The sequence below is a fragment of the Sulfitobacter sp. 1A13679 genome (genome assembly GCF_043557115.1).
GTDB lineage: Bacteria > Pseudomonadota > Alphaproteobacteria > Rhodobacterales > Rhodobacteraceae > Sulfitobacter > Sulfitobacter faviae.
Genome location: NZ_JBIFFO010000016.1, coordinates 50,144 through 66,788, shown reverse-complemented (window position 1 = coordinate 66,788; position 16,645 = coordinate 50,144). Strand labels below are relative to the sequence as shown.

The window sequence follows — 16,645 nt, the reverse complement described above, 5'->3', positions numbered from 1 at the left end:
GAAAGGTCTATCCACATGCCAAAACCTGATCCCTTCGGATTCGACATGTCCGTGTCGTCCTCCAAAAAGAAAAACCCCCGCGGCCGCCGCGGCATGTCCGGTGCGTCGGAAACCTCGACCCGGATTTGCGACCACGAAGGCTGCGACGAGCCGGGCAAGTTCCGCGCGCCCAAAGCGCCCGATGTGCTGGATGACTACTTCTGGTTCTGCCAGAAACACGTGCGCGAATATAACGCGAAGTGGAGCTTCTTTGACGGCACCACCGAGGCCGAATTGAACGCGCAGATGTCCAAGGACAAGGTCTGGGAGCGCACCACCAAACCATTGGGCGACCCCGAGCAGCGCGCATGGGCCCGTCTTGGCATCGAAGACCCGCATCAGGTCTTGGGCAAGAACGCGACCCAGAACCCCGGCAAGGGCCAGCAAGCGGGCCGCCGCCTGCCGCCCACCGAACGCCGCGCGATCGAGATTCTCGAGGCCAAAGACACTTGGACAAAACCCGAGGTCCGCAAAGCCTACAAAGCGCTGATCAAGGTGCTACACCCCGATATGAACGGCGGCGACCGCAGTCAGGAAGAGCAGTTGCAACTGGTCGTCTGGGCATGGGACCAGATCAAGGGCAGCCGCAACTTCAAGGACTGATCCCGCGACCGGACCAGCGGCCGGTTGCGGATAATGCCAGTTGCCCCCTTCCCCTTGCGGATATGCACGATATGTTGCACCAGATACGCGCGCGGCCCCGACCGCGCGCCTAAGGAAAAGGATGACGAGCGATGGCCGACGGTGCACTGGAACATGACATGAAACCCACCGAAGAGGTCTCGGTGCGCGATGTCTTTGGCATCGACACCGATATGGTCGTCAAGGGCTTCCCGCAGCGCACCAGCCGCGTGCCGGACATCGACAGCACCTATAAGTTCGATCCCGACACCACGCTGGCGATCCTTGCAGGCTTTAGCCACAACCGCCGCGTCATGATTCAAGGCTATCACGGCACGGGCAAATCGACCCATATCGAACAGGTCGCCGCCCTGCTGAACTGGCCCACCGTGCGCGTCAACCTCGACAGCCACATCAGCCGGATCGACCTCATCGGCAAAGACGCGATCAAGCTGCGCGACGGCAAACAGGTCACCGAATTCCACGAGGGCATCCTGCCTTGGGCCCTGCGCAACCCGACCGCGATTGTCTTTGACGAATACGACGCGGGCCGCGCAGATGTGATGTTCGTGATCCAGCGCGTGCTTGAGCATGACGGTAAGCTAACCCTGATGGATCAGAACGAGATCATCACCCCGCACCCCTATTTCCGCCTCTTCGCCACGGCCAACACCGTGGGCTTGGGCGATACCACCGGCCTTTACCACGGCACCCAGCAGATCAACCAAGCGCAGATGGACCGTTGGAGCCTTGTCGCCACGCTGAACTACCTCAGCATCGACGCCGAGACCGCGATCGTGCTGGCCAAGAATCCGCATTACAACACCGAGAAGGGCCGCAAGACCCTCAAGCAGATGGTCACCGTGGCCGACCTCACCCGCACCGCCTTCATGAATGGCGAGCTGTCGACCGTGATGAGCCCGCGCACCGTGATCGCTTGGGCGCAGAACGCCGAGATCTTCCGCAATGTGGGCTATGCTTTCCGGCTGTCTTTCCTCAACAAATGCGACGAACTTGAGCGCCAGACCGTGGCCGAGTTCTATCAGCGTTTGTTCGACGAGGAACTGCCTGAAAGCGCGGCCAGCCTGAGCTTGGGCTAAGCCGCCCCGGCGGGTTCGCCCGCCGCCCTGCAGGACGCGTTTCGGCACGCGAAGGCGCCCTGCCCTTCCCAGACGCGCGCCTGCCTGACAGACAAGGGGACCGGCATGAGTAAACAAAGCGACAACCCCGCTGACGCGTTCAAAAAGGCGCTGGCCGAGGCGACCAAGGTCATGGCCGATGACGCCGAACTGACGGTCAGCTACTCGGTCGATCCTTCGGGGCTTTCGGGCGACGCGATGCGGCTGCCACAAGTGAGCCGCCGGATGACCCGCGAAGAGGTGCTGCTGGCGCGCGGCACCGCCGATGCGCTGGCGCTGAACCGCCGCTACCACGATGCCGCGACCCACGCCCGCTATGCGCCCCAAGGCGACGTGGCGCGCGAGCTTTACGAGGCGATGGAGACCGCGCGCTGTGAGGCGATGGGCGCGCGCGACATGCCCGGCACCGCCGGCAACATCGACGTCAAGATCAAGCATGAAGCCCTGCGCCGCGGCTACGATCAGGCCAAACAGGCCAGCGACGTGCCGCTCTCGGTCGCGGCGGGCTATATGGTGCGGCATCTGGCCACCGGGCGGGATCTGCCCGCAGGGGCCGAGAACGCCATGGAACTCTGGCGCGGCTTTATCGAAGATCAGGCGGGCGGCACGCTCGAAGGGATCGACGGCAGCCTTGCCGATCAGGCGGATTTCGCGCGGCTGGCCCGCAAGATGATCTCGGACCTCGGCTATGGCGATCAGTTGGGCGACGATCCCGACAGCCAAGACGAGGATCAAGAGGATCAGGCCGAAGAGGGCACCGAAGAGGAGCAGGATCCCGACAGCACCGGCCAAGACGATCAGGACGAGGAAGAGGCCGAAGGCACCCCCGAGAACAGCCAAGAGCAGCAGCACGACGAAAGTCAGGCGCAGGTCTCGATGGATGACGAGGCCGATCAGGAGCTGGGCGACGAGGCGGAGATGCCCGAGGGCGACGCGCCCATGGACCCGCCGCCGCCGCCGCCCGTCTCGGACGCCGACCCGGAATACCGTGTCTATCAGGGCGAGCATGACGAGGTGATCGGGGCCGAGGAACTGGCCGAGCCAATCGAATTGGAACGCCTGCGCGCTTATTTGGATCAGCAGCTAGAGCCGCTGAAAGGCGCTGTGGGCCGTCTGGCGAATAAGTTGCAACGCCGCTTGCAAGCGCAGCAAAACCGCTCGTGGGAATTCGACCTTGAAGAGGGCACGTTGGACGCGGGCCGTCTGGCGCGGGTGGTGGCCAACCCCACGACGCCGCTTAGCTTCAAAATCGAAAAGGACACCGAGTTCCGTGACACCGTGGTGACGCTGCTCTTGGACAACTCCGGCTCGATGCGAGGCCGCCCGATTTCCATCGCTGCGATCTGCGCCGACGTGCTCGCCCGCACGCTGGAGCGCTGCAACGTCAAGGTCGAGATCCTCGGCTTTACCACCCGCGCCTGGAAGGGCGGACAGGCGCGCGAGGCGTGGCTTAACGATGGCCGCCCCGCGCAGCCCGGTCGGCTGAACGATCTGCGCCACATCATCTACAAAAGCGCCGACGCCCCGTGGCGCCGGACGCGCGACCACTTGGGTCTGATGATGAAAGAGGGTCTGCTGAAAGAGAACATTGACGGTGAGGCGCTGGAATGGGCGCACCGGCGGATGCTGGCGCGGCATGAGGCGCGCAAGATCCTCATGGTAATTTCCGACGGCGCGCCGGTGGATGACAGCACCCTGTCGGTAAACCCAGCCAACTATCTGGAAAAACACCTGCGCGACGTGATCGCCATGGTCGAAAAACGCCGCGCGGTCGAGCTTTTGGCGATCGGGATTGGCCATGATGTCACGCGTTATTACGACCGCGCCGTCACGATCACGGATGTGGATCAGCTTGCCGGGGCGATGACAGAACAGCTTGCAGCGCTCTTTGACAGCGATCCGCGGAAACGGGCGCGTGTCATGGGCATGCGCCGCGTGGGCTGAACCGTCGGATCGGTATTTGAAAAAGGATGAAGGAGGGGCCGCGTGTTCCAGAGTTTCGAGGTCACCGCGCGTCCGGAACAGGGTCCCCCGCGTTTGGCGGCGCTGCGGGCGGAGTTGCAGGCGGCGGGCTTGGAAGGGTTTCTCGTGCCCCGCGCCGATGCGCATCAGGGTGAGTATGTTGCCCCGCGGGATGATCGGCTGGCTTGGCTGACGGGGTTCACCGGCTCTGCCGGGTTCTGTGCGGCGCTGCGCGATGTGGCGGGGGTTTTCATCGACGGGCGCTATCGGACGCAGGTCAAAGCGCAGGTGGCGGATGTCTTTACCCCGGTGCCTTGGCCCGAGGTGTCTTTGGCCGATTGGTTGAAGGATCAATTGCCCGAGGGCGGTGTGGTTGGTTTCGATCCGATGTTGCATACGCCCGCGCAGATGGATCTTTTGTTCGAGGCCTTGGCGGGGTCTGGCATCGAGATGCGGTGCGTCTCGAATATGGTCGACCGTATTTGGGAAGACCAACCCGATGCCCCGATGGGCCAGGTGGCGGCGCATCCTGAGCGTTTTGCAGGGGAAAGCCATGAGGCCAAGCGCCGGCGTTTGACCGCGGATTTGCGCGCGGCGGGGCAGAAGGCGGCATTGATCACCCTGCCCGACAGCCACAACTGGTTGCTGAACATTCGCGGGCAAGACATTCCGCGCAACCCGGTGGCGCATGGTTTTGCCGTGTTGCATGACGATGCGCGGGTCGATCTGTTCATGGCCGCTGAGAAACTGGTAGATGTGGAAGAGCATCTGGGGCCAGCGGTGGTGCAGCGGGATCCTGAGGGGCTGCCCGATTACCTGCGCGCGCTCGAGGGGCCGGTGCGGCTTGATCGGCAGTCGGCCCCGCTGTTGTTCGCGGATTTGCTGGGGGATCGGGCGCAGGCCGGTGAAGACCCCTGTGCTTTACCCAAAGCCTGCAAGAATGACGCCGAGATTGCCGGGGCGGCTGAGGCGCATTTGCGCGATGGTGCCGCGATGGTCGAGCTGCTCGCCTGGCTGGATGCGCAGGCGCACGGCACGGTCACCGAGACGCAGGTGGTGGAGCAGTTGGAAGGCCTGCGCCGCCGGGACCCTGCGCTGCGCGACATCAGTTTCGAGACGATCTCGGGCACCGGGGCGAATGGGGCGATCATCCATTACCGGGTGAATGAAGAGACCGATACCGTTTTGCAGGAGGGGCATCTTTTGGTGCTCGACAGCGGCGGTCAATATCTGGACGGCACCACCGATATTACCCGCACCATCGCCATCGGCAGCCCCGATCAAGAGGCGCGCGCGGCCTTCACGCGGGTGCTTTCAGGGATGATCGCCATGAGCCGTCTGCGCTGGCCGCGTGGGCTTGCGGGGCGAGATATCGAGCTGCTGGGCCGTTTGCCGCTTTGGATGGCGGGGCAGGATTTCGATCACGGTTTGGGCCATGGGGTGGGCGCCTATCTCTCGGTCCATGAGGGGCCGCAGCGGCTGAGCCGGATGAGCCATGTGCCGTTGCAACCGGGTATGATCCTTAGCAATGAGCCGGGCTATTACCGCGAGGGGGCCTTTGGCATTCGGATCGAGAACCTGTTGGTGGTGCAAGAGGCCCCCGCCCTGCCCGGCGGTGATGCGCATCGCAAGATGCTTGATTGGCGCACGCTGACGCTGGTGCCGATTGATCGGCGTTTGATTGATGTGGCGGCGCTCAGCCCTGAGGCGCGGGACTGGCTAAACGCCTATCACCGCGACGTGGCGGAAAAGATCGGGCCGCGGGTATCACCTGTTACAAAACTGTGGTTGGATGCGGCAACGGCGCCCCTGTGAGCGTCCGATTTAAGTAAAGGGGGGTACGGCATGGCCGACCATATCAAGATTACTCCGGCTGAGGGCACATGGGTTGTTCGCGCTGGCGGAGCCGTATTGGGCGAGTCCACGGGCGCGCTGGAACTGCGCGAGGGGGACTATCCGCCGGTGATCTATTTCCCGCGTGGCGACATCGCCATGGCTTTCCTTGATGGCACCGATAAGACCAGCCATTGCCCGCATAAGGGCGATGCGACCTATTTCTCGGTGGTGACCAAGAGCCGGACCTTGCAAGACGCCGTCTGGTCTTATGAAAATCCGAAAGCCGATGTGTCCGAGATTAAGGGCTATTTGGCTTTCAACCCGATGGAAGAGATCGCCATCGAACGGATCTGAGCGCGGCTCAGGAATGCTCCTCTGCCGCCGTGGCGGCGAGGGCGCGGTTATAGGCTTTCAGCGCATCGACATGGAACAGCGCGCCCAGCAGTTCGGGCGGCGCATCCGCGCTGAGGGTGACCACCGGTATGAAATTGGAATGGGTCTGGTCGAACAGCGGCAAAGCGGCCTCTAGCGTGGCGCTGCCGTCGATATAGGTGCCCTTGTCGATCAAATCCCAACAGGCGTCTTCCGCCGCCGCGTCTTCATCATCCGGGCGGCGCATGATACGGCCCACCATGAACATCGAGAGCAGATAGGCCTGCGGACCGGCGGCCAGATGAATGCCGCGCCTCTCCATCTGGGTGAGGAAGAAGGACCGGTCGACCAGACGGGAGGCCAGCGCGGTCGACATGCTGACGGCGACCATAACCGCCAGACCGGTCTGCCAGTCGCCCGTCATCTCGAAAACGATGAGCGTCGTGGAAATCGGCGCCCCCAGTACGGCGGCGGCTACCGCGCCCATCCCCGCCAGAGCATAGAGCGAGGAGGAGCCGGAGATCTCGGGGAAGACACCGGTGGCGATGATCCCGAAGCCAAGCCCGGTCAAGGCGCCGAGCATCAGCGAGGGCGAGAACACCCCGCCACCCATGCGTCCGCCTAGCGTGATCGCCACGGCGGCGACCTTGAGCACGGCAAAGATGATCGCCTCATGCAGCACCAGTTCGCCGACCAGCGCGCGCGAGGTCGTCTCATAGCCCACGCCGATGATATGGGGAAACCAGAGCGCGATGACCCCAAGGATCGCCCCCGCCACCGCCGGGCGCAGCCAGCGGGCAAGACCGGTGCGCGCTTGCAGGTAGTTGCCGAAATCCTCGGCCCAGAAGATCGCGCGCATCAGCACGACCGACACCAGACCGCAGGTCAGCCCCAAAAGCAGGAAGGCGGGCAGTTCGACGTAGAATTGCACGTCGCCAAGGCCGGGCAGGACGAATTCCGTGAGCCCGCCGAACTCCAGCCGGTTGATGACCGTGCCCGCGGCGGAGGCGATGACGATGGGGGCGAAGGCGTGGACTGCAAAGTGGCGCAGCACGACTTCGAGCGCGAAGAGCGCGCCAGCGATGGGGGCGTTGAAGCTGGCAGAGACCGCCGCCGCCACGGCGCAGCCCAAGAGATCCCTCCCGGTGATCCCATCGGCCTTGATGAAGCGGCTGACCTTGGTCGAGATCACGGCGGCGAGATGCACCACCGGCCCTTCGCGGCCCGAGGAGCCGCCTGTGGACAGGGTGATGAGCGAGGCCAGGGCCGAGGCCACCCCGGCACGGGTCTCGACCCGGCCGTCGTGCATGGCGGCGCCGAGGATCACATCGCCCACGCTGCGCGCGCGCCCGTCGCGGGTGAAACGGTGCAGGATCAACCCCACAAGCAACCCGCCCAGGGTTGGGATCAGCACCACCCAATACCACGGCAGCCCGGCAAGGAAGCTGTGCAGGAATTGCACATCGTCCGTGCCGTAAAGCGTGGCCTGCAACCAGTTGATCCCTTTGCGAAAGAACAGGGCGGCAAAGCCCGCGGCGATGCCCACCAGCAGCGCGATAAACCAGAATGTCACCTTCCCCGGTCCGCGGGTGCGCAGCACCGTCCAGCCCTGCTTGCAGCCGCCTAGCGCCTGCTGAAGTTGTTGGGAAAAGAATGCGTTATCTTGCGGGGGCATGTGACTTGGACCAGTTGTACCCTTTCTGTCTAGGGCAAGCTGACCTTAGGTAAAACCGTCATTTATGACGTCGTCGCGCCCTGTTGCCCGTTCAGCAGCACCTCAGCCGCCGCGCGGGCCGCATCGGTGATGGTATCGCCCGCGAGCATCCGTGCAACTTCGTCCACCCGCTCTTCGGGGGCGAGGGGTGTGACGGTCGAGGTGGTCATGCCTTTGGACACCGATTTCGCCACACGCCAGTGATGCGCGCCAAGGGCTGCGACCTGCGGCGAATGGGTGACGACCAAGACCTGCCCCTCGGCGGCCAGCGCCTTCAGGCGGCGGCCCACGGCGTCGGCGGTCGCGCCCCCTACCCCGCGGTCGATCTCGTCAAAGATCAGGGTGAGACCGGATTGGGTCTGGGTCAGGCAAACCTTCAGCGCCAAGAGGAACCGGCTCAACTCCCCGCCCGAGGCGATCTTGCCCAAGGGCCCGGCAGGCGCGCCGGGGTTTGTGGCGACGGTGAAAGAGACCGCATCGCGCCCCTCGGGGCCTGCGGGTTCTTCGGTCAATTGCGTCTGGAACACTGCGCGTTCCATCTTGAGCGGGGCAAGCTCTGCCGCCACGGATTTGTCGAGCTTGGCCGCGGCCTTGCGGCGCTTGTCGGTCAGCGCGGTGGCACGTTCGTCATAAAGCGCCTGCGCGTCGCGGACGGCTTTCTCCAGCCCCTCCTGCGCCGCTTCGCCCGCATCGAGCGCATCGAGCTTGGCACGCAGCGTGTCGGCGAAACCGGCCAGTTCATCGGGCTGCACGTCATGTTTGCGTGCAAGGCCGCGGATCGCAAAGAGCCGCTCTTCGCAGGCTTCCAACTCATAGGGGTCGAACGACATGCCGTCGATCGCATCGGCCACGCCCGACATCGCCTCGTCCAGTTCTACCATGGCCCGGTTGAGCGCGGCGAGCGGGCCCTCCAGCGCGCCTTCGGCCTTGTCGGCCACCCCATCGAGCCAGCGCAGCGCGTCGCCCATGGCGGTCTCTGCGCCGCCTTGACCCATCAATTCGTAAGCGTTGACCACATCGCGGCGGATTTTCTCGGCCCCCTGCATCTGGCGGCGGCGGGTGTCGAGGGTGGCCTCCTCTCCCGCTTCGGGGTCGAGCTTGTCCAACTCGGCCACCGCGTGACGCAGAAATTCTTCCTCGGCGGCGATGGCTTCGCGTTCGGCAGCGGCGGCGGCAGCGGCTCTGCGGGCGGCCCCGAGCGCGCTCCACGCCTCGCGAACCTTGGCAATCGCAGCGGCATTTCCGGCGTAGTCGTCGAGGATGGCACGGTGGCCGCGTGGGTTCAGCAGGCCGCGATCGTCATGTTGGCCGTGCAGTTCCACCAATGTTTCGGACAGGCGGCGCAGCACCTCACCCGAACAGCGGCGGTCGTTGACCCAAGCGGTCTTACGCCCGTCGGAAGTGTTAATGCGCCGCAGGATCAATTCGTCTCCGGCAGGCAATCCCGCCTCTTCCAGCACCGCATGGGCCGGGTGGCCCGGCGGCAGATCGAACCACGCGCTCACCTCACCCTGTTCTGCCCCTTGGCGCACCAGATCGGCACGCCCGCGCCAGCCCAGAACGAAGCCGAGCGAATCCAATAGGATCGACTTGCCCGCGCCCGTCTCACCGGTCAGCACGTTCAGCCCCGGCTGGAAGCCAAGCTCCAGCCGGTCGATGATCAGCATGTCTGAAATATCAAGTCCGCGCAGCATCTAGAACCGTCGGGTGGGCGATCCCACCCCCCTTAAAGCCACTCGCCCTTGATGGTCTGGCGATAGGCTGCACCCAGCCAATTGTCTTTGTAGAAGGCAGGCTCAAGGCCGCGCCCGGTCAGCAGTTTGTAGCTGTCCTCATACCACTCGGAGCCCCGGTAGTTGTGGCCAAGGATGGCCCCCGCCGTCTGCGCCTCATGGTTCAGGCCGAGCGAAAGATAGGCTTCGACAAGACGGTGCAGCGCTTCGGCGGTGTGGGTCGTGGTCTGGAAATCCTCGACCACGACGCGGAAGCGATTGATCGCGGCGGTATAGTGATCGCGGCGCAGATAGTAGCGGCCGATCTCCATCTCCTTGCCCGCCAGATGGTCGAAGGCGAGGTCGAATTTCAGGATCGCGGAGCGGGCATATTCGCTGTCCGGGTAGCCTTCGATCACGGCGCGCAGGGATTGCAGCGCTTGGAAGGTCAGCCCTTGGTCGCGGCCCACTTCGTCGATCTGATCGTAATAGCTCAGCGCCAAGAGGTACTGCGCATAGGCGGCGTCGTCATCGGCGGGATAGAAATCGATGAAGCGCTGCGCGGCGGAGCGGCTGTTGGGATAGTCCTGATCCTTGTGATAGGCGAAAGCCTGCATGATCAGGGCGCGTTTGGCCCATTCGGAATATGGATAGAGACGCTCGATTTCGGCGAAATAGAATGCCGCTTCGCCGGGGTTGTTGTTGGTCAGCTCATATTCGCCGCGCTCGAAAATCTGCTCAGCCGAATAGGTTTCAAGCGGGATTTCCTGCGGGTTGAAGAAGTTCCCGTCAGAGCGTCCGTCACCACCGCCGCAGGCTGCCAATGTCGCGACCAGAAGCACCGCACTGATCGTCCGCTTGCGCGATCCCGCTACCGTCATGCCCGCACCCCTTGCATCGTCCAACCCATGGTCTTTGACCCTCTTGCGCATGTGACTAGCACAATAAACTGCGTTGCAAAACGCCCATTCCGCCCCCGTCCGCAGGCGGCTGCGCGGTGGCGCATCGCTGGGTCAGGCTTGTCACTTCGGCTTAGTGAATACAAGGCATTGGCAGGGCGTTCAATGGCACTTCGCCGCCTAAGCGCCCTGCGCTTTGCGGTGCTCCTCCCCTGTCCCGTGATCAGGCGACCTGCGGGATTTCGTCCCAGATCAGGCCGGAGCCGGGCAGCCGCGCCGTTTGCGCCGCATCGCAGGCCACCAGACGCACGGCGTCCGGCGTGGCAAAGAGCGCGCGCAGCAGCGTGTTGGTCAGCGAATGGCCCGCGCGTTTGCCGTCGTAATGGCCCAAAAGCGGTGCCCCAGCCAGCGCCAGATCGCCGAGCGCATCGAGCATCTTGTGCCGCACAGGCTCATCCGCGTGGCGCAGGCCGCCGGGGCTGACGACGGCATCGCCGTCAAAAACCACCGCGTTCTCACCCGCTTCGCCACCAAGCGCCAGACCATTGGCCTGCATGGCCTCGACATCCGCCTGACGGCAGAAGGTGCGGCTGTCGCAGAGTTCGCGCGCGAAAGAGCCATTGTTCATCACCAGCGACTTGCGCTGCTGGCCGATGGCGGCATCGGCAAAGTCGATTTCAAAGTCGATGCGCAGCGTATCGGCGGGCGAGATCGTCGCGACCGCGTCGCCATCCTGCACGGTAACGGTTTTCAGCACTTCGAAGGCCATCACGGGGGCTGCAAGCTGGCGCAGACCGCGCTGCATGATGCCGCGCACGAAAGGCACGGAGGAACCATCGAGGATCGGCACTTCGGGGCCGTCGATCTCAATCAAAAGGTTGTGGATGCCGCAGCCCGCCACGGCGGCCATCAGATGCTCGACGGTCGAGATCGACAGGCCGGTGGGGTTTTCCAGCTTGGTGCAGAGCGGCGAGCGGTTCACCGCGTCCCAGCGGGCGGGGATCAGACGGTCACCGACCGCCACATCGCTGCGCGAGAACCAGATGCCGTGATGGGCCGACGCCGGGCGCAGTGTCACCGTCGCAGGCAGACCGGAGTGCAGGCCTGTGCCAGTAAAACTTACCGCTGATTTGATCGTTGTCTGCACCGGGTCATCCTCAAGCTTCGAACATCTTCTTGTGTGTTGAACTCTGGATTAAGGGGCGGGTTCGTTTTGCTCAACTCAATCTTTGCAACGGTCTGAAACATCACTGCAACATTTGAGCGCGGCTGCGCTTACCCGGAGGCAAGGCGTTGTTCTAAAAAGAAAAAGGGCCGCCCTAAAGCAGCCCTTTCGTCATCTATCGTGATCAGTTCAGTTGGCCTGACGGCGCAGGAACGCGGGGATTTCGATGCGTTCTTGATCGGGATCGTTGTTTTCCTGCGGCTGCGGCGCGGCAGCAGAGGCACGGGTTTGCACCGGCGGCTGCTGACGCGCGGGGCGGGCTTGCGCCTCGCCTTCGCCGTGGCCGGTCATCCGGTTGATCAGGGAGTTGATGCCGAAACGGCCCTTATCGCCCTGCTCACCCTGCTGCTGCTGGGCCTGACGGTGCTGCTCGGGCGCGGCCTTCTGAGCGGCGGCGCGCAGACGGGCCAGCGCTTCGGGGGACGGTGTGCCGGGGGTCGGCGCACGCGGTGCGACGAAGGCTTCGGGCTCAGCTTCGATATTCTCTTCCTGACGCGGCTCGAATGCGGCGACCTCAGGTTGGTAGGCCGGTGCGGGCAGACCGTCGTCATCTTCGACAACGTTCTCGTCCTCATACTGGTCCTGCTCACGCTGTGTCGGCTGGAGGTCTTGGAACAGGGCAGCCTGTTCAACTTCCTGCGGCGCTTCGGCGGCCACAGAGGCAGCGACCGGCGCCTGTGCAGCGGACACCTGCGCCACATCGTCAACCGATACGTTCTGACGCAAAGGCTGGCTCATGGAGCGGCGCGGGACCGGGATTTCGGTGTTCACATCTGTGGCGTCGATGCCGGTGGCGACAACGCTGACGCGCATCAGGCCACCAAGGCTTTCGTCCAGCGTGGAGCCGACGATGATGTTCGCTTCGGGGTCCACTTCCTCGCGAATGCGGTTGGCCGCTTCGTCGAGTTCGAACAGGGTAAGGTCCTGACCGCCGGTGATGTTGATGAGCACGCCCTTGGCACCGCGCAGGCTGATTTCGTCCAGCAGCGGGTTGGCGATGGCTTTCTCGGCGGCTTGGATGGCGCGATCTTCGCCCTCGGCCTCGCCTGTTCCCATCATCGCCTTGCCCATCTCGTCCATCACGGCGCGGACATCGGCGAAGTCGAGGTTGATGAGACCCGGACGGACCATCAGGTCGGTCACGCCCTTCACACCTTGGTACAGCACGTCATCGGCAAGCGAGAAGGCTTCGGTGAAGGTGGTCTTTTCGTTCGCCAGACGGAAGAGGTTCTGGTTTGGAATGATGATCAGCGTGTCGACGACCTTTTGCAGCGTCTCAACGCCGTCTTCGGCTTGACGCATGCGCTTGGCGCCTTCGAATTGGAAGGGCTTGGTCACGACGCCGACGGTCAGCACGCCCAGTTCACGCGCGGCCTGCGCGATGATCGGAGCCGCCCCGGTGCCGGTGCCGCCGCCCATGCCAGCGGTGATGAAGCACATATGCGCGCCAGCAAGGTGGTCGACGATCTGCTCAATGCTCTCTTCGGCAGCGGCAGCACCGACAGAGGCACGCGCGCCCGCGCCCAGACCTTCGGTCACTTTAATGCCCAGTTGCACGCGGTTCTCGGCCTGTGCTTGCTGAAGCGCCTGTGCGTCGGTGTTGGCCACGACGAAATCAACACCGTCAAGTTGCTTTTCGATCATGTTGTTGACCGCGTTGCCGCCTGCCCCGCCAACACCGAAGACGGTGATACGGGGTTTCAGATCATCATGTCCTGGCATTGAAAGGTTGAGTGTCATGTGCTGTCCGCCTGTCCAGTTATCCGCGTTCTGCGGGAGTTTTTCGACCAAATTTACCCGACCCTACCGGGCTAGGGCCGCATCGTCACCTAAAAAACATCGTTTTGACGCTAAATATGGGCAGAAACTTGCCAGTTTCCGCCTTATCTCGGGCTTCTCACCCGATATTGGGGTCACCAGTTGTCTCTAAACCATTTCACCGCGCGTTTGAGCGAGCGGGACGGGTAGCGATCGGCGGGAATGTCGAAATCCCACCATTCGTCCTGCGGATGCGCCGCGAAAAGCGCCAGCCCCACGGCAGAGGCGAAGCCCGGCCCGGTCGCGGCCTGCGGCAGCCCATGCACGCGCAGCGGACGCCCCAGACGGACCTGTTGGCCAAGGATCTTGCTGGCCAACCCGTCAAGGCCCGGTATTTGACTGCCCGCCCCGGTAAGCACAATCTGTTGGCTTGGCAAGTGGTCGAAACCGGCGGCATCCAGCCGAACGCGGACCTCTTCGAGGATCTCTTCGACACGCGGGCGCATGATGCCGATCAACTCCGCCCGGCTGGCGGTGCGACGGTCGTGTTCGTAATCACCGGTCTCGCCGCCGATCTCGATCATGTCGCGGTCGTCCATGCCGGTGGCATGCACCCCGCCGTAGAAGGTCTTGATCCGCTCGGCATTGGCCATCGGCACTTGCAGGCCCATGGAGATGTCGGAAGTGACGTGATCCCCGCCCATCCGCACCGTATCGGCATAGATCATATGTTTCTTGATAAAGATCGACAGGCCCGTGGTGCCACCGCCAAAGTCGATACAGGCGGCACCTAGCTCCTGCTCATCTTCGACCAGCGCCGAGATGCCCGAGGCGTAGGAGGATGAGGCGATCCCGGCCAGTTCCAGATCACAGCGTTTGATGCAATGGGCCAGATGCTGCACCGTATCGGCGTCGACGGTCAACATATGCATGTCCACCGAGAGGCTGTTGCCCAACTGGCCGCGCGGGTCGGCCAGACCGGAGCGGTGATCCAGCGCGAAGTTCACCGGCTGGGCGTGCAGCACCTCGCGGCCCTCGCCATATTCCGGCACGTCGCAGCCCGCCAGCACCCGCGCCACGTCTTGCTCCGAGACCGATTGCCCCTCCAACTCGACCGAGGCGTCGAGCCCATAGCTGCGCGGCTCCCCGCCCGAGAAACAGGCGATGACGTGATCGACGCGGATACCAGCCATTTTCTGTGCGGCCTGAAGCGCAGTGCGGATCGCGCGCTCGGTCTCGCCCATGGCGCAAATCTCACCAAAGCGGACCCCGCGCGAGCGGGTGGTCGCCGCCCCGATGACCCGGAACCCCGACTGCCCGGCCAAGGACCCGATGTCGCCGCTGTCGCTATCAAGCCCCGCTCCGTCAAAGCGCAGCACCAGACAGGCGATCTTGGAGCTGCCCACATCCAAAATGGCAACCACCCCGCGTTGGATCGCCAATTTGCGCATGTGCCGCATCGAACGCTGACTGTCGTATAGGTCCATCATTTCGTTACTGTCCCGATTCCAATGGCCATCTTACTGGCCGGAAAGCTGCCTGATGTGCCACCATTCGCGGGTGGCATCTTCGTTCATTCTAAGGGTTGGTCTTGCCGCCAACCGCATGTCCACACGCGCCACGTCCCGCGTAAGAACCTCTTGTGCGCCTTCCAGCGCGATCACCCGTTCCAGCGCTTGCAGCGCGTTTTCTTCGGGCAACATGATCGTTTGATCGCGGTCCAGCACCACGTCCCAGCGGCGCTGACCAACGCGGACCAAACCGCGCAGCCGGTCGCCCAAGACATTCGCGGCCCCGATCAGCCTGAGCGCCTCCGGCACCGCTTTGTCAGCCCCTGCCCCGGCGATCAGCGGCAGGTCGGCATGATCGCGACGCGCCTCGATCCGTGCCACATGGGCACCGGTATTGTCCACCAAAGCCAGCCCCGTTTCACTGCGCCAGACGGCCACAGGCACGCGCGGCGTTACGTCGATTTGCAGCACGCCGCCGGGGCGGATGCGCACATTGGCCTGTTTTACCCCGTCGATGTCGGTGATCTTCTCGCGGATCTGCGGCAGATCGAGATCGAAGGAGGACAGCGGGAATTCCAGCGGCAGCGCGGTGCGGATTTCGGTCGAGAGCATGTCGCTCGCCCCGTCGATGGCCATGAGTTTGACCATGAACTCGGGCCGCTCTTCGATGCTGGCGCGCACGTCGGCGATGGCCTGCACCACGGTGCCGCGCCGCTCCTCGTCCGCCATATAGATCGTGCCTGCCAGCAGGCTCAGCGTGAAGGGCAGCCCCACGCGCAGGGCAAAGCGGAAACCCGGCGTCAGCATCAGGCGCTGCATGCGCCATGACCACCGCGATGGGGCGGGGTCGGCCTTGACCGTTTCCGGGCGGCGGCGGATCAGCGATCGCATGTAGCGTCCTCCACCATCCAGGCGCATAGCTCAGGGAATGAAATGCCGCAGGCGGCGGCCTGCTCGGGTGAGAGCGAAGTGGCAGTCATGCCGGGCTGGGTGTTGGTCTCCAACAGGATCAGCCCCTCGGGGCCGCGCGCCTCGTCCCAGCGAAAATCGGTGCGGCTGATGCCCTTGCAGCCAAGCGCCGCATGGGCGCGGCGGGCATAATCGAAACACAGATCGGTGATCTCTTGCGGCAGATCGGCGGGCACCACATGGCGCGAGCCGCCGGGCTTGTATTTCGCGTCATAGTCATACCAGCCGGTGGTGATGATATCCGTCACCGCCAACGCCCGGTCGCCCATCACGGTGGTGGTCAGCTCACGCCCCGGCGCGAAAGTCTCGACCATCACCTCGGCGGGCATGTCTTCGGACAGTTGCGGCGGGCCGTTGTTTTCCTCGGCCACGAGGTACACCCCAACCGAAGAGCCTTCGTTATTGGGCTTCACCACATAGGGCGGCGCCATGACATGGGCGGCCATCACATCGGCCTTGGGCGCGATGACGCTTTCCAACACAGGCAGCCCCGCGTGGCGGAACACATCCTTGGAGCGCTGTTTGTCCATCGCAAGCGCCGAGGCCAGCACGCCGGAATGGGTGTAGGGCAGCTTGAGCCATTCCAGCAGCCCCTGCAAACAGCCATCTTCGCCCCAACGGCCATGCAGGCAATTCAGAACGGCATAGGGGTTGAGATTGATCAGAACGGCTGGAAGATCGCGGTCGGCTTCGACCTCGATCACGTTATATCCGCCATGTTCCCGCAAGGCAGCGGCGCATGCACGCCCACTGGACAGGGACACCTCACGCTCGGCCGAGGGGCCACCCATCAATACCGCCACTGTCGGGGTCTGTCCGCTCGACTTACCCACCAAAGTGCCTCTTCGCCTCGGACCGTTTGCGGCCCCTATCGTTGTTTTCTTTGCT

The 16,645-nt window shown here is 63.8% G+C and carries 13 protein-coding genes; 5 read left to right on the top strand and 8 right to left on the bottom strand.

Going from position 1 to position 16,645, the window contains the following annotated elements; all coding sequences use genetic code 11:
* The first annotated feature begins 15 nt into the window (after positions 1-15).
* The 5 genes from ACGYLA_RS13430 (at position 16) to ACGYLA_RS13410 (ending at position 5,951) form a co-directional block, all read left to right on the top strand.
* On the top strand, positions 16-642 hold the full coding sequence (locus ACGYLA_RS13430; RefSeq protein ID WP_394410221.1) for a DnaJ domain-containing protein: 627 nt from the start codon (positions 16-18) through the stop codon (positions 640-642).
* A gap of 131 nt (positions 643-773) precedes the next feature.
* Positions 774-1,760: a cobaltochelatase subunit CobS gene (gene cobS / locus ACGYLA_RS13425; protein ID WP_067263280.1), complete on the top strand. Its 987-nt coding sequence runs from the start codon at positions 774-776 to the stop codon at positions 1,758-1,760.
* A gap of 105 nt (positions 1,761-1,865) precedes the next feature.
* Positions 1,866-3,743: a cobaltochelatase subunit CobT gene (cobT, locus tag ACGYLA_RS13420; protein WP_394433101.1), complete on the top strand. Its 1,878-nt coding sequence runs from the start codon at positions 1,866-1,868 to the stop codon at positions 3,741-3,743.
* Between the two features lie 42 nt (positions 3,744-3,785).
* Entirely contained in the window at positions 3,786-5,576 is a 1,791-nt protein-coding gene (locus tag ACGYLA_RS13415) for an aminopeptidase P family protein (protein ID WP_394433099.1), read from the top strand.
* Positions 5,577-5,606: 30 nt separating this feature from the next.
* Positions 5,607-5,951, top strand: a complete 345-nt coding sequence (locus ACGYLA_RS13410; protein WP_394412123.1) for a DUF427 domain-containing protein — start codon at positions 5,607-5,609, stop codon at positions 5,949-5,951.
* Between the two features lie 7 nt (positions 5,952-5,958).
* On the opposite strand, the gene ACGYLA_RS13405 is transcribed toward ACGYLA_RS13410, so the two are convergent.
* From ACGYLA_RS13405 to ACGYLA_RS13370, 8 genes are all read right to left on the bottom strand, one after another.
* The gene (locus ACGYLA_RS13405; RefSeq protein WP_394433097.1) at positions 5,959-7,644 is read right to left on the bottom strand and encodes a chloride channel protein; all 1,686 of its coding nucleotides are present in this window, start codon (positions 7,642-7,644) and stop codon (positions 5,959-5,961) included.
* Positions 7,645-7,706: 62 nt separating this feature from the next.
* Positions 7,707-9,377, bottom strand: coding sequence for a DNA repair protein RecN (gene recN, locus ACGYLA_RS13400; RefSeq protein WP_394433095.1), 1,671 nt, complete (start codon positions 9,375-9,377; stop codon positions 7,707-7,709).
* A 32-nt stretch (positions 9,378-9,409) separates the two neighbouring features.
* Entirely contained in the window at positions 9,410-10,276 is an 867-nt protein-coding gene (locus ACGYLA_RS13395; RefSeq protein ID WP_067263264.1) for an outer membrane protein assembly factor BamD, read from the bottom strand.
* A 241-nt stretch (positions 10,277-10,517) separates the two neighbouring features.
* A complete protein-coding gene (lpxC, locus tag ACGYLA_RS13390) occupies positions 10,518-11,441 on the bottom strand; it encodes a UDP-3-O-acyl-N-acetylglucosamine deacetylase (protein ID WP_394433093.1) in 924 nt (307 codons plus the stop codon).
* Between the two features lie 207 nt (positions 11,442-11,648).
* Complete coding sequence (ftsZ, locus tag ACGYLA_RS13385) at positions 11,649-13,259, bottom strand: cell division protein FtsZ (protein WP_394433091.1); 1,611 nt, start codon at positions 13,257-13,259, stop codon at positions 11,649-11,651.
* Positions 13,260-13,432: 173 nt separating this feature from the next.
* A complete protein-coding gene (gene ftsA, locus ACGYLA_RS13380; protein ID WP_067263257.1) occupies positions 13,433-14,767 on the bottom strand; it encodes a cell division protein FtsA in 1,335 nt (444 codons plus the stop codon).
* Positions 14,768-14,797: 30 nt separating this feature from the next.
* Complete coding sequence (locus tag ACGYLA_RS13375) at positions 14,798-15,679, bottom strand: cell division protein FtsQ/DivIB (protein ID WP_322327986.1); 882 nt, start codon at positions 15,677-15,679, stop codon at positions 14,798-14,800.
* Positions 15,667-16,590: a D-alanine--D-alanine ligase gene (locus ACGYLA_RS13370; protein WP_394433089.1), complete on the bottom strand. Its 924-nt coding sequence runs from the start codon at positions 16,588-16,590 to the stop codon at positions 15,667-15,669. Before ACGYLA_RS13370 ends, ACGYLA_RS13375 begins: the two co-directional genes overlap by 13 nt.
* Between the last annotated feature and the right edge of the window lie 55 nt (positions 16,591-16,645).

Excerpts from the sequence above, each read along its gene's own strand:
- ftsZ (WP_394433091.1), bottom strand. The coding sequence starts at position 13,259 with ATGACACTCAACCTTTCAATGCCAGGACATGATGATCTGAAACCCCGT.
- cobS (WP_067263280.1), top strand. The coding sequence starts at position 774 with ATGGCCGACGGTGCACTGGAACATGACATGAAACCCACCGAAGAGGTC.
- ACGYLA_RS13410 (WP_394412123.1), top strand. The coding sequence starts at position 5,607 with ATGGCCGACCATATCAAGATTACTCCGGCTGAGGGCACATGGGTTGTT.
- cobT (WP_394433101.1), top strand. The coding sequence starts at position 1,866 with ATGAGTAAACAAAGCGACAACCCCGCTGACGCGTTCAAAAAGGCGCTG.
- ACGYLA_RS13395 (WP_067263264.1), bottom strand. The coding sequence starts at position 10,276 with ATGACGGTAGCGGGATCGCGCAAGCGGACGATCAGTGCGGTGCTTCTG.
- ACGYLA_RS13405 (WP_394433097.1), bottom strand. The coding sequence starts at position 7,644 with ATGCCCCCGCAAGATAACGCATTCTTTTCCCAACAACTTCAGCAGGCG.
- recN (WP_394433095.1), bottom strand. The coding sequence starts at position 9,377 with ATGCTGCGCGGACTTGATATTTCAGACATGCTGATCATCGACCGGCTG.
- ACGYLA_RS13375 (WP_322327986.1), bottom strand. The coding sequence starts at position 15,679 with ATGCGATCGCTGATCCGCCGCCGCCCGGAAACGGTCAAGGCCGACCCC.
- ACGYLA_RS13430 (WP_394410221.1), top strand. The coding sequence starts at position 16 with ATGCCAAAACCTGATCCCTTCGGATTCGACATGTCCGTGTCGTCCTCC.
- ftsA (WP_067263257.1), bottom strand. The coding sequence starts at position 14,767 with ATGATGGACCTATACGACAGTCAGCGTTCGATGCGGCACATGCGCAAA.